General features: G+C 39.8%; 17 protein-coding genes. 11 read left to right on the top strand and 6 right to left on the bottom strand.

The features are described from left to right. Nucleotides 1–75: 75 nt before the first annotated feature. The 4 genes from IF202_RS15630 to IF202_RS15615 all read right to left on the bottom strand — a co-directional run bounded on the left by IF202_RS15630 (nucleotide 76) and on the right by IF202_RS15615 (nucleotide 2,078). The gene (locus IF202_RS15630; RefSeq protein WP_191595854.1) at nucleotides 76–276 is read right to left on the bottom strand and encodes a hypothetical protein; all 201 of its coding nucleotides are present in this window, start codon (nucleotides 274–276) and stop codon (nucleotides 76–78) included. 192 nt (nucleotides 277–468) lie between these two features. Beyond that, a complete protein-coding gene (locus IF202_RS15625) occupies nucleotides 469–660 on the bottom strand; it encodes a hypothetical protein (protein ID WP_191595853.1) in 192 nt (63 codons plus the stop codon). Between the two features lie 140 nt (nucleotides 661–800). Beyond that, complete coding sequence (locus IF202_RS15620) at nucleotides 801–1,496, bottom strand: ChrR family anti-sigma-E factor (protein WP_191595852.1); 696 nt, start codon at nucleotides 1,494–1,496, stop codon at nucleotides 801–803. Between the two features lie 6 nt (nucleotides 1,497–1,502). Then, entirely contained in the window at nucleotides 1,503–2,078 is a 576-nt protein-coding gene (locus IF202_RS15615) for a sigma-70 family RNA polymerase sigma factor (protein ID WP_191595851.1), read from the bottom strand. Between the two features lie 293 nt (nucleotides 2,079–2,371). On the opposite strand from IF202_RS15615, the gene IF202_RS15610 reads away from it, so the two are divergent. From IF202_RS15610 to rlmF, 11 genes are all read left to right on the top strand, one after another. Continuing rightward, complete coding sequence (locus IF202_RS15610; RefSeq protein ID WP_191595850.1) at nucleotides 2,372–2,815, top strand: nuclear transport factor 2 family protein; 444 nt, start codon at nucleotides 2,372–2,374, stop codon at nucleotides 2,813–2,815. A gap of 15 nt (nucleotides 2,816–2,830) precedes the next feature. After that, a complete protein-coding gene (locus IF202_RS15605; protein WP_191595849.1) occupies nucleotides 2,831–3,595 on the top strand; it encodes an SDR family NAD(P)-dependent oxidoreductase in 765 nt (254 codons plus the stop codon). A gap of 91 nt (nucleotides 3,596–3,686) precedes the next feature. Then, entirely contained in the window at nucleotides 3,687–4,937 is a 1,251-nt protein-coding gene (locus tag IF202_RS15600) for an NAD(P)/FAD-dependent oxidoreductase (RefSeq protein WP_191595848.1), read from the top strand. Further along, on the top strand, nucleotides 4,931–5,719 hold the full coding sequence (locus IF202_RS15595) for a DUF1365 domain-containing protein (RefSeq protein ID WP_235963577.1): 789 nt from the start codon (nucleotides 4,931–4,933) through the stop codon (nucleotides 5,717–5,719). The genes IF202_RS15600 and IF202_RS15595 overlap by 7 nt, the downstream gene beginning before the upstream one ends. Before the next feature lie 57 nt (nucleotides 5,720–5,776). Then, nucleotides 5,777–7,063, top strand: coding sequence for an SAM-dependent methyltransferase (locus IF202_RS15590; protein WP_191595847.1), 1,287 nt, complete (start codon nucleotides 5,777–5,779; stop codon nucleotides 7,061–7,063). A 14-nt stretch (nucleotides 7,064–7,077) separates the two neighbouring features. Next, a complete protein-coding gene (locus IF202_RS15585) occupies nucleotides 7,078–7,611 on the top strand; it encodes a DUF2878 domain-containing protein (protein WP_191595846.1) in 534 nt (177 codons plus the stop codon). Continuing rightward, nucleotides 7,611–8,351 (top strand): hypothetical protein, encoded by a 741-nt coding sequence (locus tag IF202_RS15580; protein ID WP_191595908.1) that lies wholly within the window; start codon nucleotides 7,611–7,613, stop codon nucleotides 8,349–8,351. Before IF202_RS15585 ends, IF202_RS15580 begins: the two co-directional genes overlap by 1 nt. Nucleotides 8,352–8,402: 51 nt before the next feature. Continuing rightward, nucleotides 8,403–8,960, top strand: coding sequence for a DUF3833 domain-containing protein (locus tag IF202_RS15575; RefSeq protein ID WP_191595845.1), 558 nt, complete (start codon nucleotides 8,403–8,405; stop codon nucleotides 8,958–8,960). Between the two features lie 217 nt (nucleotides 8,961–9,177). Next, nucleotides 9,178–10,725, top strand: coding sequence for an EAL domain-containing protein (locus IF202_RS15570; RefSeq protein ID WP_191595844.1), 1,548 nt, complete (start codon nucleotides 9,178–9,180; stop codon nucleotides 10,723–10,725). Between the two features lie 78 nt (nucleotides 10,726–10,803). Beyond that, nucleotides 10,804–11,154, top strand: coding sequence for a DUF6164 family protein (locus IF202_RS15565; RefSeq protein ID WP_191595843.1), 351 nt, complete (start codon nucleotides 10,804–10,806; stop codon nucleotides 11,152–11,154). Nucleotides 11,155–11,288: 134 nt separating this feature from the next. Further along, entirely contained in the window at nucleotides 11,289–12,272 is a 984-nt protein-coding gene (gene rlmF / locus IF202_RS15560) for a 23S rRNA (adenine(1618)-N(6))-methyltransferase RlmF (RefSeq protein WP_191595842.1), read from the top strand. A gap of 23 nt (nucleotides 12,273–12,295) precedes the next feature. Here the strand turns inward: rlmF and IF202_RS15555 are convergent, their stop codons facing one another. Both IF202_RS15555 and IF202_RS15550 read right to left on the bottom strand, forming a co-directional pair. Continuing rightward, nucleotides 12,296–13,201 (bottom strand): pseudouridine-5'-phosphate glycosidase, encoded by a 906-nt coding sequence (locus IF202_RS15555; RefSeq protein WP_191595841.1) that lies wholly within the window; start codon nucleotides 13,199–13,201, stop codon nucleotides 12,296–12,298. Next, nucleotides 13,198–14,274 (bottom strand): carbohydrate kinase, encoded by a 1,077-nt coding sequence (locus IF202_RS15550; protein ID WP_191595840.1) that lies wholly within the window; start codon nucleotides 14,272–14,274, stop codon nucleotides 13,198–13,200. The genes IF202_RS15555 and IF202_RS15550 overlap by 4 nt, the downstream gene beginning before the upstream one ends. Nucleotides 14,275–14,461 lie beyond the last annotated feature (187 nt).

The following is a 14,461-nucleotide window of genomic DNA, read 5'->3' as shown; positions in this document are numbered from 1 at the left end:
TGCGTGGCAAAAATGTGACGACACCTTATTTTAAGAAGTGTGAAGTCGTGCAATATAAAGGAAATACTAAAAATATTACTCGGAAGATGAGTCTTTACTGTCGTCGAATTTGTAGAAAAAATTCCATAAACAGTAAGTCGTTATGCCTGCTGCCATCATGGCCCAAATTGGTTCATTAGACATCCATTCTACAATGGACCAAGCAACGCAGAATAAAGTAGCTGCAACACGACGCCATTTAGGCTGAAAAAATGCACGATCAGATTCGGTAAGCATAATATATTCATCTTTCATGGAAGTAGACTAGAAGTCTGAATTCAATTGATAACTGTGGATTTGAGGCGCCAACCTATGTTCATTTTAGGGTGTCTAACCAGATGTTAGGGTAATCACTCTAGAACGGTTTCTATAGAGTTGGCGTACAAATGGAAACAGAAGATATTTATGAAAGGTAAAAAACCTTAAACTTTAAGATGGAGTTTGTGGTTTTGTTTTACTGTTTCCAAGGGAAATATGACGTGATCCTGTTAACTGAGATTGTCCACTAACACCTGAATCAATTTTATCTATCTCTCCACCACGGGCAAGGAACTCTTGCATCTGCTTTTCAATGGATTCCGACGTTTCCGAAGCAGCTGGCTGTTTTTTCTTAGTTGCCATGATAAATAGTCCTTGTTATTTGATTGAACAAGGACTATACCAGAATTTCACAAACTTTGCTTGTTATTGGCTAACGTCTGCAATCGTGCGTTCATATTCGCCCATGATTAATTGTGAGTGAAGTATAAACTGTCTCTTTTTTATGCTTGAGAATGGGGGTGATAGCGACGAATAATTGGGTTTAATAATCGTGCTAACCAACCGGTAAACTCAATTGGTGCATCTAGAACGGTTAAGCAAATACATTCCGCATCTTTGGTGACAATAGGCTTATGCTTATGGCTGGCATCACGATTAATAAAGTCACCTTGGCGATATACTCCACTCTCATCTGAAAACGCACCTTCCAATACCAATGTTATCTCATCACCTGTGTGAGTATGGGTTGGCATATGCGCACCCGCTTTTACTCTAGTCAGTGCAATCTGTGCTCCACCTTCTTCGTTATAAAGTGTGGCAATTTTAAAAGAGGGTGATAATCGCATCCAATTAAGGTCATCATAATTTTTAGTAATGAACTGGCGTAAGCTGCTAGGGATTTTGTATTCATCCCATTGCGATGGATTTTTTAGCTGAAGTGGTTTTTCAACGCGATCTTCTGCTTTCGGCTGTTTCATTAGTGTATCGAAAAAGCTGTTTTTTAAACTGTTTAGCTGGCGTTCTTCTGTTGGTGTTTGATCAAACAGGTGCGAACCGAGCATTTCAAGTTTTCTAATTTGCTGCTGGCATTCATTGCAATGTTCTAAATGTGTAGACACACACAAAGAGTGAGCTAAGGCTAATGAGCCTGCAGCGTAATCGGTCAACATTTCAATCGATGGATGGTAGTTAGTCATCGAATACTACCTCTTAACGTAAATAGTGAGTTTGTGCAAAGCAAGACGGACTCTAGACTTAATTGTGCCTAGGGGAAGAGATAACTCCTCCGCTGCCTCCTTGTGAGTTTTGCCTTCTAAATAAACCTTTGCCAATACCTGCTTTTGGTCAGGTGGCAACTTATCCAAACCTTGTTGGATACGTTCTTGGTCCCTTTTCTGCTGAGCGTCTTTAAACGGATCTGCGTTTTCATCGATGACATTTTGCCAAAGATACTCAGGATCAATATCAGACTGATGGCGGCTGTTTTTACGCAAATAATCAATACGTGCGTTTCTTGCTAGAGTAAAAACCCATGTATTAAGAGAGGCTGACTCTTTCTTGTATGTGTGAGCCTTATTCCATATACGGATCATTACTTCCTGAGCAATATCATCGGCCATCAAATTGGCACCTGGTTGCTTAGCGAGACAAAAAGCTCTCACCTTTGGAACATAGTGGTCGAACAAACGAGCTAAAGCTGCTTGATCTTTATGTTCAGCAATCGCAAACATATCATCTATGCGCTGCTCGTCAGATTGTAATTTTGTTGCGCGTTCCATTTATAGCTCCGTAAAGAAAGGAAGGCTGTTATCACGCTTTGCTTGCGTTTAATTAATATACGTATCAAAGGTAAGTGTGGATCACTTTTTTCTATTTACCTAAATAAAAGATGAGCAAAGGCAAAAAATAGGGGTAAATGATAGAGCAAGTGAATTTAATGTATGCGTTAGGTTAATAACTTTTTATTTGAAATAGTGTTTACACAAAAAATGTGATCCAAAACAAAAATGGCAGCGTTTAAGTAAAGTAGATAAAAACGGATTGATTCCCTATTTTAAGGCAAGTGGAGCGTATGGCGGATTCTAAAATGGATTCTAATTATTTGTTAATCGAACGTTTCAAAGAATTTTATCAAGATGTCAAACATCCGCAGTTAGATAAAATCGATGAAATTTATACAGAAAATGTTGTCTTCAAAGATCCTGTGCACGAACTACGTGGTTCAGAAGCACTTCATGCGTATCTTTCTGAGATGAGTGTGAATGTTCAAAGTGGTCGGTTTGAATACTTAGATCAAGTAGTTTCAGAAAATACCGCTTACATAAAGTGGAATATGCACTTTAAGCATCCTAAGCTTGGTAAGGAAACCATCACAGTCCGTGGCATAAGTCAGGTGCAATTCAATGGACGTATTTACTTTCATGAAGATATTTACGATTTAGGACAGCTTATTTATGAGCATGTGCCTTTGTTAGGGTCTGTCGTGAGAAAATTAAAAAGACGATTAGCGGTTTAGTCTAGGGATATTTTAATGAAGGATGTGAATCAGCGAATTGTTTGGATAACGGGCGCTAGCTCTGGTATTGGTCTCTCACTTACTAGGCGTTATTTAGATGACGGCTGGAAGGTATTGGCAAGTGCTCGAACACAGGGTGAACTTACACTACTTCTCGATACCTATGAACACTTGATCTTTGCCCCTTTTGATGTGTCTGATGGGAATCAGGTAGATGCAATGAAAGAGACGCTTAGTGCTTTAACATCACATCTAGATTGCGCCGTTTTAAATGCAGGGACTTGCGAATACTTAGACATAACGGATGAAAATCCTGATTGGAAAATGATGGATCGAGTTATGTCGGTTAACTTTTTTGGCTTGGTGAACAGCGTTGATGTTTGTTTATCACTACTAAAGAAAGCGCATCACCCACATCTTGTTGGTGTCAGCTCACAAGCGGTACAAGCGTCATTCCCGCAAGCTGAAGCTTATGGTGCAAGTAAAGCGGCAACACGATATTTTTTATCTTCTCTTCGAATGGATCTGAAGCAATTCAATATTGATGTCACTTGCTTATTACCTGGTTTCGTCGATACGCCTCTAACGCAAAAAAATACTTTTTCTATGCCTTTTCTTATGTCAGCAGATGAAGCCGCAAAACGCATGCATACGGCATTGAATTCACGCCCGTACGAATTCGCTTTTCCGAAGCGATTGTCTGCCATGCTTTGGATGGGACGTCATTTTCCCAAATTATGGCTTTCTATGTTGGCGCCTAAAAGTACAGAGACAAAGTAGTTCAAAAATTTACACTTCAAAACAAGCGAAGCTGACAAAATACATTATCGTGCCTAGTACACAAGGTACTGAGTTTTAAGGAGACAAATAAGTGAAAGTGGCCATTATAGGATCAGGGATTTCAGGGTTAACCAGCGCATACCTTTTACAGCGTAAACATGAGGTTACCGTATTTGAGTCAGCACAACGTATTGGTGGTCATACCGCAACCGTAGAAGTGCAAGAAGAAGAGGGTACCAGAGCAATTGATACCGGATTTATTGTCTTTAATGATTGGACGTACCCGAACTTTATTCGATTGATGAACGAGATCGGTGTTTCTTCACGCGCAACGGAAATGAGCTTTAGCGTTAGCTGTCAGCGTACAGGCTTGGAATATGGCGGAAATAATTTAAATACCTTGTTTTCTCAACGACGTAATCTTTTTAATTTCCCTTTCCTTGGTATGTTGAAAGACATTCTTCGCTTTAATAAAGAAGCCATTCAAGACTTAGAAAGTGGCGAATTACGAGAAGGCGTTACATTAGGTGAATACCTCAAAGAGAAAGGCTATGGGAAACGCTTTGCGAGTCATTACTTGATTCCAATGGGGAGCGCTATTTGGTCATCTACACTGGATGAAATGATGGCGTTTCCTTTGGTGTTTTTTGTTCGCTTCTTCAAAAATCATGGTTTGTTGAGTGTGAGTGATCGCCCACAGTGGCGTGTTATTGAAGGTGGTTCTTCTGCATATTTGCAGCCTTTAGTCGAGAGTTTTACAGATGAAATTCGTTTAGGTGTTCAAATCAAGCAAGTACAGCGATTTGCTGATAGTGTGGTGATTCAACTAGAAGACGGTTCTGAAGAAACATTCGATCAAGTGGTTTTTGCTTGTCATAGTGATCAAGCGTTATCGTTGCTTGCTGATTCAAGCCAAGACGAAAAAGATATATTGTCTGCTATTCCTTATCGTAATAACGATGTCGTTCTGCACACAGACACTAGCTTGTTGCCAAAAGCCAAACTGGCTTGGTCGAGCTGGAATTATCATCTAGGTACAGACCAAAATAAGCCAGCAACCCTCAGCTACAACATGAACATCTTGCAACATTTTTCAAGCGATACGACCTATGTTGTTACTCTCAATCAAACTGACATGATTGCGCCAGGTAAAATCATCGGCAGCTTTAAATACGCACATCCTACTTTTACGTTAGAAGGTATCAAAGCACAGGATCGTTGGTCAGACATTAATGGCGTGAATAACACTTGGTTCTGTGGCGCTTATTGGCGTAACGGATTCCATGAAGATGGTTGCTGGAGTGGTGTGCGAGTGGCGAATGGACTGGGTGTGGAATGGTGAGTCAGTCCATTGAAACGATGAACGAAAACGGTGCGATGAAACACAGTGCTATTTATCAAGGCACCGTTCGACACCGTCGTTTTTCTCCTAGATCTCATTCTTTTAGATATCGTATTTTTATGATGTATTTTGATTTAGATGAATTAGATACCGCTTTGGCTTTGAGTCCTTGGTGGTCTATGAAAACTTGGTCTTTAGCACGTTTTGCCCGTAAAGATTATTTTGGTGATGCTTCTGTATCGATAAAACAAGCGGTACTCGATGTAGTAAATGAACGCCTTGGCTTAGCACTTTCAGGCCCAGTTCGTATGCTGACGAATTGCCGTTATTTTGGTTTTATCATTAATCCAATCACCATCTATTACTGTTTTGATGAGGAAGAAAAATTGCAAGCCATGTTGCTTGAGGTCACGAACACGCCTTGGAGTGAAAAAATTGCTTACATTTTAAAATGTGATCCAAATAATCAGACGCAACGTATTCAATTTAATAAGGAAATGCATGTGTCGCCGTTTCACCCAATGGATCATTTTTATGATTGGCGCAGCAACATTCCAGCTAAGAAGTTAGCTGTTCACATGGAGAATAAAGAATTATCCGGTGAGCAACGTGTGTTTGATGCCACTTTATCTTTATCCCGTGTGCCAATGACATCCTCTTCTATGGCTCGAGTGCTTTTTAGCTATCCGGTTATGACGATGCAAGTAGCATTTGGTATTTACTGGCAAGCATTCAAATTGTGGGTGAAAAAGGTACCGTTTCATTCGCACCCTACCCATTAACTGTTTATCAAAAAGTGGTCCATTTGAAAAAAACACTCATTAAGGAGACTAATAATTATGAACTCCGTAAGTATGGATAATCAAAAAGTGAGAAAAAACAACACAACGACATGGTTCGATAGCCTAGCCCGTAAAATGGTTTTTGCTATGTTAGAGCGATTGGAAGTCGGTCATTTAATTCTAGAAGAAAATGGTAATATTTACTTATTTGGTGAAGAAAAAGAGAGCTCGAAGTACATTGCTCATATCCATATTCATGACATAAATACTTATCGAGATATTTTTCTGAACAGTAGCATTGGTGCCGGTGAAGCTTATATGAAAGGCTGGTGGACATCGTCTGATGTTGTTGCCGTGATTCGTTTGATGGTAGCTAACTTAAATTTGATTAATAAAATGGATGCCAAACGGCCTATATGGAGCCGTATTGGTGCCAAGATCATGCACAAAATGAATGCTAATACTAAAAAAGGTTCAAAAGAAAATATTTCTGCTCATTATGATCTCGGTAATGATTTCTTCTCTTTGTTTCTTGATCCAACCATGATGTACTCCTCTGCGATTTATCCTCAAAAAGGAGCGTCTTTAGAAGAAGCCTCTGTTCATAAGCTGGATCGTATTTGTCAAAAGCTACAGCTGAGTAAAGAGGATCATCTTTTAGAAATTGGTACGGGTTGGGGTGGCATGGCGATTCATGCGGCCAAACATTATGGCTGCCAAGTCACAACGACCACCATTTCTAAAGAACAATATGAATTTGCCAAAGAACGAGTAGAAGCAGAAGGCTTACAAGATAAAATTACTTTGTTACTTGAAGATTACCGTGATTTAGAAGGCCAATACGATAAGCTCGTATCGATCGAAATGATTGAAGCGGTTGGTCATAAGTTCTACGACAGTTATTTTTCAAAATGCAGTGCACTATTGAAGCCTCATGGTGTAATGGTTATTCAGGCAATTACCATTGCCGATCAGCGTTATGACTATGCGCGTCGTTCTGTTGATTTCATTCAGCGTTATATCTTTCCTGGTGGCTGCTTGCCATCTAACCAAGTGATTGCTCATAAAATTGCATCTAAAACAGACATGCAAATTGTCGGTTTAGAAGATATTACTGAGCATTATGCTAAAACACTTGCGGATTGGCGCACACGCTTCCATGCGGCTCGTCACCATGTCATGGACATGGGGTTTGATGATGTGTTCTGCCGTATGTGGGATTTTTACCTCGCGTATTGTGAAGGTGGCTTTAAAGAACGAGCGATCAGCACTGGGCAGTTTGTGTTTGCAAAACCTGAGCATCGTTTGTCTATCGAGCAACCTGTTTTGACTGTACGAACATAAGTTTGGCTGACAATATGAAGCGCTTCTTTAATGCGGCTTTGTTTCAAATCATCTGGTTTGTTTGTTTGCTCGCAGGCAGTGCTTGGGCGCTTGCAGCAACCGCCCTGTATTTGTTTCTACATGATCGCTATTTTATGACGACGCGTCGTGAATGGCGGCTGTTGTTTGTGTTTGTTGCTCTTGGGGTACTGATTGATGGTACTTTGTTTCAACTGGGCGTTTTTTCAAACGACGACGAGAATGGTGTTATTGCTATACCACCTGTTTGGCTATTATGTCTTTGGGTAAGCACAGGAACCTTGTTTGTTCATAGTTTAGCATTTCTACGATCTCGATACTTATTGAGTTCAGCATTGGGCATGATTGGACCAACGATGAGTTATTTTGCAGGCGCTAGACTTGCTGGTATCACATTAGCAGAACCCATTTTTATGTCTTTGCTCGTCGTTGCCCTTGTTTGGGCCATAGTGTTGCCACTTGGATTTTGGCTTAGTGAAAAATGGGACTTGTTTGAAGATCAAGACTTGGATATTAGAGGGATTGAGTGATGGTGCTTTTAGTCTATTTAAAGCAAAAGTGTGTAGCAATAATTGCTGTTTTTATTTTCTTATTTAGTTCTATTAGTCTAGTTCAGGCCGCAAATAGCAGCACTATAGGCAGTAATATTATAGGTAGCGCTTATAGCTTAAAAACAGGCTCTTTATTGTATAGAGAAACCCATAAAAAAATTAATCATGTACTTCACGAAGTAAAATACACTGAGCCAAACGGTGACGTTTTTGCACGTAAAACAATTGATTTTTCGCAGTCCCTTATTGCTCCAAGTTTAAGTCAAATAAACGAACGTAATGGTGAAGAGATTTTCGTAAGGCAAGAAGGTAATAGTCTCGTTGTTAGCTACAAAGAAAACTCAGTCTCTAAACAAGATTCAAAACGTTTTAAAGTAGACGCGGGCATGATAATTGATGCTGGGTTTGATGGTTTTATTAAGCAATATTGGTCTGTATTGGAATCTGGTAAGAAGCTCAGCGTCGATTATTTAGTGCCAAGCGAGAAAACTACATTTCGCTTCCGTTTTAGTCGCGCTCCTTGTATCGATGGAACAAAAAGTGATGCGATTTGCTTTTCTTTATCACCCATTTCTTGGGTGGTAAAACTCGCAGTTGACCCTATCGTTGTTGCCTACGATGCCACAGAGAAAAAATTATTGCGTTTTACTGGGCGAGCTAATATCGCTAATGCTGCAGGTAAATATGAAACTGTAGATATTCAATATCGTTATTTTTAAATACTTCTTTATAAACTATTTTTCAAAGTAGTGTCATTCAAAGGAAATAATATGCGTAATGTATGGCAAGCCACCCAAAGTAAAATACTGGCTTTGATGTGTTTATTTATGCTGTCGGCGTGTTCGACTTCAGATGTTTCTTTGTACGCCAATAATGAACCTAAATTCCAACTACAGGAGTTCTTTTCAGGTTCATTAAAAGCTCATGGTATTCTGAAAAATCGAAGTGGCGAAGTGACTCGTTATTTTAATGCGACACTGGAAGGGAATTGGGAAAACGGTGTCGGAACGCTTGCGGAAGAATTTCTATTTGATGATGGTGAAATTCAGTATAGAACTTGGACTATGACGCCAGATGAAAATGGACAATACATTGCGACAGCCAATGATGTTATAGGCTTCGGTGAAGTGAAAATATCAGGTAATGCTTTGTTTATGAATTATGTCCTTCAGGTTCCTTACGATGGTAGTACCTTGGAAGTAAACGTGGATGACCGCATGTACATGGTGAAAGAGGGCGTTGTTATGAATGAATCTGTAATGACAAAATTTGGTTTTGAAGTCGGTTATTTGTCTATTGTCATTGAAAAAATAAATTCCAATATGTAATGACAAGTGATTCTTTGTTGCTCGATAGCTTTAACTGTGAAGCATAATTAATGTAAGTTCTTTTAGTGAATGTATTTTCTCAATTTTTTAAAGGCCATCTTTTTTGATGGCCTTTTTTATTGGTAAAAAAACAGTAATATGCAATGATGTTATTAACTTAATATTTTTTGCTTTAACAAGGTGCGTTAAAGCATTAGTCGTATTTATAAGGTATTTTATGTTTACAGGGATTACGACATTAACACCTTTCAAAAAAAGCCTTGTCTTTTCTTATGGTATTTTTTCATTATTTCTGAGTTTACTCGTTTTTGCTTCTGGGTTGTATTTCTACCTGATAAAAGATCTAAATGATCAATCTCAGGCTGCTGAAAATGCCCTGACTCATCGAATGGATGAGATTTTTAGAGAACTTAAGCATATTGTGAATGATGCCTCTTTATCTTGTCAGAAAGAAGATATAGGGCAGCTACGCCACAAGGTTTTCTACTCTCCTATTTTTAAAGAGTTTGGCTTGTTCGATGACAACTTTCGTGTTTATTGTACAAATTTTGGTGTTAATAACTTTAATATCTTTTCAACGATTAAAGATCGTATAGAACAAAGTGAAGACCATACAACCGTATCCCTAGTTAAGTCTTATATCCTTGGTGAAAAAACTTTTATCGCATTTTACCTTGGGAAGAATGGTATTGGAGCCAATGGCTTGGCGCCGCCTAAAAGTTTATCTATGGATATTGACCATTTATTATTACCAGATTATCCCTACGAATTAACTATAGGTAAGTTGGCTTTGGTCTCGAATGAACTCAACATGGGTTCTGAAATATTAGATCAAAAAAATATTTCCCTTGATGATTGGGCCATGACGTTAAAAATTATTTTGCCATCCAATGTGTATTGGAGCAAAGCAATGACCTTGCTTCCTTTTGGTGTCGTGCTTTGGATTGTGCTTTGGGCTCTATCTTGTGCGCTTCATTGGGGTTTTCTATATTATCGTCGTTCCTTACCTCATTGTCTAAGGAGGGCGATCAGAGGCAATGATATGGAAGTGTATTATCAGCCTATAGTTTCACTGCATGATAATAAAACTCATGCTATGGAGGCTTTAATTCGATGGCGTTCACCTTATCATGGTCAGGTGTCACCGTTATCCATTATTGAAATCTCAGGCCGTTTAAATTTATTAGGAGATTTAACTTGGATGGTTCTTCGTAACGTAGGGCAGTTTTATCGAGAAAATCAAAAATTGCTCAACAATATTACGACGGCTGTGAATGTAGATAGGTATTGTTTATTAAATGAGGACTTTATTTCTACGTTCACTGGTATCCTTGAAGAGTATCCAGAATTAAAAGGACGATTAGGTTTAGAGGTTACAGAAACCAGTGCATTAAGTGCTATAGAGTTGCCTTTAATGGTGAGCCGCTTTGAGCACGTAAAAGCATTAGATATCCGCCTTTCTGTTGATGATTTCGGTACGGGTTATTCAGGGTTAGATTTTCTTCGTCGTTTCCCATATGACACACTAAAACTTGACCGAGTTTTTATTGCCAGTTTAAAAGACGATCAGTTCACTCAACAGGTATTGACGTCTATTACTAAATTGGCAAAAGAACTCAATATGAAAGTGGTTGCTGAAGGGGTAGAACGTAAAGACCAATTAGATGCGGTAAAAGAGTTAGATATTGATAGTGTACAAGGCTACTATTTCTGCGCCCCACTTCCTTATGATCAAGTGCTTACATGGCTGGTGAAGAACAAATAGAAGTAGACACCATATTGTATTCCTTGCTGTCTTCTCTTACCCTTCGCTCTTCTTTTTTTACCTTCAAGGTTTTACTGCATGGCAACGCTTGTTTTTCGGCTTAAATATGTTCCAGATGAAGAAGCGGATGATATTCGTCATTTGTTAACCGATCATGACATTGCTTTCTATGAAACAACCGCTGGTCGTTGGCAAATATCTATGGCTGGAATTTGGGTAAAAGACAAAACAGAAGCAGATAAAGCATTCGCGCTTATCAAGGTTGATCAAACCGAGCGAGCGAAAGACATGATAGCTCCATCTATTGGTCAGTGGTTGATTGGCTATATACAGCATGCTCGTCAGAACCCCGTTGAAGCTCTTTTCACCTTGTTTGCTGTTATCTTTGTTATTGGTCTTACTGTTGCTCCATTTATGTTGTGGTTCTGACTCTTTCCTCCTTTCAAATATAGATAAATTCGTTCATTGTCCTAATTTTATTAATACGACATCACCTTGTGCGCTTTAGTCCAATATTAGAAATTCGGTTATACTTATTCTTTGGTTCAAAAAATGGCATCACAGTGGTCTTAAAAAACAAAAATACGAAAAGTAAGCGGACGAATAAATTAGAGCTTCACCCTAGAAATCCACATCGTGCGCGTTATGATTTCGCTCTTTTGGCAGACTCTTGTCCTGAACTTTCTGCTTTTATAAAACTGAATCAATATGGTAATCAATCGGTTGATTTTGCTAATCCTGACGCGGTGAAAACATTAAATCGAGCCTTATTGAATCACTTCTATGGGGTAGCCTTTTGGGATATTCCAAAAGGCTACCTTTGCCCGCCTATTCCAGGACGGGCTGATTACATTCATTATTTAGCCGATTTGTTGGCAGACAGTAACCAAGGCGTTATTCCTCGTGGAAAAGGCGTTAAGGTTTTAGATGTTGGAGTGGGGGCAAACTGTGTTTACCCGATTATTGGTCACCAAGAATATAGTTGGCAGTTTGTTGGCTCGGACGTGAATCAACTTGCGATAGCAACGTGTGACACCATTATCAAATCAAACTCGTGTTTAAAAAATGCGGTAACGGCGCGATTGCAAACTCAACCAAACAAGATTTTCAACGGTGTTTGGAAGGAGCAAGATAGATTCGATTTAACCTTATGCAATCCACCATTTCATACGAGTGAATCAGCAATGCTCGGTGAGTCACAGCGTAAATGGCGTGGAGTCAAAGGGAAAAAAGAAGGGACGGATAAGCCAGTATTAAACTTCGGTGGTACAGCGCCAGAGTTATGGTGTGATGGTGGTGAAGCTGGCTTTATTTCTCGTATGATCAAAGAAAGTGTTCAGTATGGCGACCGTTGCTTTTGGTTTACTTCGTTAGTAGCTCGGCAAGGAAACCTGGATGCTATTTACCGTGTTTTAAAAGATGTTGGTGCACGACAGGTGAAAACAATTGAAATGGCTCAAGGTCAAAAAATCAGTCGATTTGTCGCTTGGAGTTTCCTCGAAGACGATCAAATCGACTATTGGAAAGACAACTATTGGCAGAGTTAGTCTTTCGCTTTTCTGGTTTGTATTTACATTGCGGCAGAAATTTCAGCAGCAAGGCGAGCGTTGTTAAACACAAGCTGAATATTACTTGCTAAGCTGTTGCCGCCAGTTAACTCTGCTACTCGTGCTAATAAGAATGGTGTTGACTCTTTACCTGCTACACCTTGTTCTTCCATTTCAGCTAATGCTTGATTAATGGCAGAATCAATAACGGCTTTATCCATAGCAAACTCTTCTGGAATTGGGTTGGCAATAATGGCGCCACCATGCAATTGCATATCCCACTTTGCTTTAATGAACTCGGCTATTTCAGCAGCTGATGATAGGTTGTAATCAACACTGTGGTCACTTTCACGAGTATAAAATGCTGGTAGAGTATCCGTTTTGTAACCTAATACTGGCACGCCTAGGGTCTCTAAATATTCTCTTGTTAATGCTAAATCCAATATAGATTTTGCACCAGCACAGACAACAGCAACATCGGTTTTCGCCAATTCTTGTAAGTCTGCAGAGATATCGAAAGTCTGTTGGGCACCACGGTGAACACCACCAATACCGCCAGTAGCAAACACTTTAATACCAGCCATTGCGGCGATAATCATAGTAGCGGCAACCGTTGTTGCGCCATGTTGTTTTTGTGCAACAACAAAAGGCAAGTCACGGCGTGAACACTTAGTCACGGACAAGCCTGCTTTTGCTAATGTGTCTATTTCTTCATTGCTTAGGCCTGCTTTTAGACGACCGTCAATAATCGCAATGGTAGCTGGAACCGCGCCGTTATCACGGATGATTTGTTCCACTTTTTTTGCTGTTTCAGCATTTTGGGGCCATGGCATGCCGTGAGAAATGATCGTGCTTTCTAGTGCGACAACAGGTTTTCCAGCGGCAATAGCTGCTGCTACATCAGGGTTGATATCTAAGTATTGATTCATAGGTTTTCTATCCATTGGGTTACATGTTGAACGGTAAGTTCTGGGTGATTAGCGTGTGCGCTTTCTAGTGTCATGGCTGCGCAAGCAAGTGCGAATGACAGTGCCTGATCAAGTTTTTTGTTTTGCTGACATGCACTTAAATAACCTGCCAAAAGGGCATCGCCTGCGCCAGTGTCACTAACCGGTAGTGTCGGATGGCAGGCTTTACGTTGGCTGTTTTCAGCATTTGCAAATAGTACACCTTGGCTGCCAAGGCTAAGTAATACTTCTTTAACCCCTTTGGCTAATAGGGCTTCTGCCAGTTTTTCTGGTATCTCTTCGTTGGAATCAAGAATGGCACGAGCTTCATCTTGATTTACTTTTAGTAAAGATAACTTTGGTAAAATAGAGCGTAGTCTAGGCGCTTTAGCGGTAGACACAGCATCTGCAATAAAGAGTGCTTCAAGTGGTTGCTGAGCAAGCCATTCGATGCTTTTAACTGTGAGGTTTGCATCGACAACAATACTATAAGCGCTTTGTAATAGAGCTTGCTTAGTACTGAGTTTGTGTTCATCTAAAGAATCGATGATTCTCATATCGGCAATAGCCGCTTGCAGTTCACCGCAGTCATTACTGATTGCTAAATAAGTACCTGTTGGCAGCGTGTCATGACGTAAAACATTATGCGTTTCTACACCGCTTAAACGTGTTTTTTCTATGAGCCAATCGCCCCGTTGATCTACACCTATTGGAGCAATCAAATGAACGTGTTCACCTAAACGAGCGAGATTTTCAGCGATATTTCTTCCTACGCCACCAGGACTTTGGGTAATAGTGCCAGGGTTGGAGTCATGAAGTGCTAATGAGGTTCCGCTGTGTCCGTTGATGTCGACATTTGCACCACCTATCACGACGTAGGTATTTTGTTCCGCAAGTAAATAACCTTTGCCTAAAATGTAACCTTGTCGAGTAAGTTGCATAATGTGGCCAGCAACAGACTCTCTACTCATGTCTAGCCTGTCTGCAAGAGATTGCTGAGAGGCTAATGGGTCGAGCTTGATAGCTTCAAAAACGCGGTAAGTTTGTTCTTTCATGCTGGTCTGCCACAGTCAAATTAACAAAAGTTTTAAATTATAACTTATGTTAATTTTTATTGATGTTCAAGTGCTTTAGGTCTTAGATGGCATAAACGCCCTATAACCCCTATTATTCTTAGTTATCAGTGTATTATTTAGATGTTATGCTAAATGAGTTGTTTGGCAGGCTTGCCTGATTTGTATT

It is taken from the genome of Marinomonas colpomeniae, from assembly GCF_014803385.1.
Taxonomy (GTDB): Bacteria; Pseudomonadota; Gammaproteobacteria; order Pseudomonadales; family Marinomonadaceae; genus Marinomonas; species Marinomonas colpomeniae.
The sequence above is the reverse complement of the archived record's forward strand: the minus strand, read 5'-3'. Positions and strand labels throughout refer to the sequence as shown.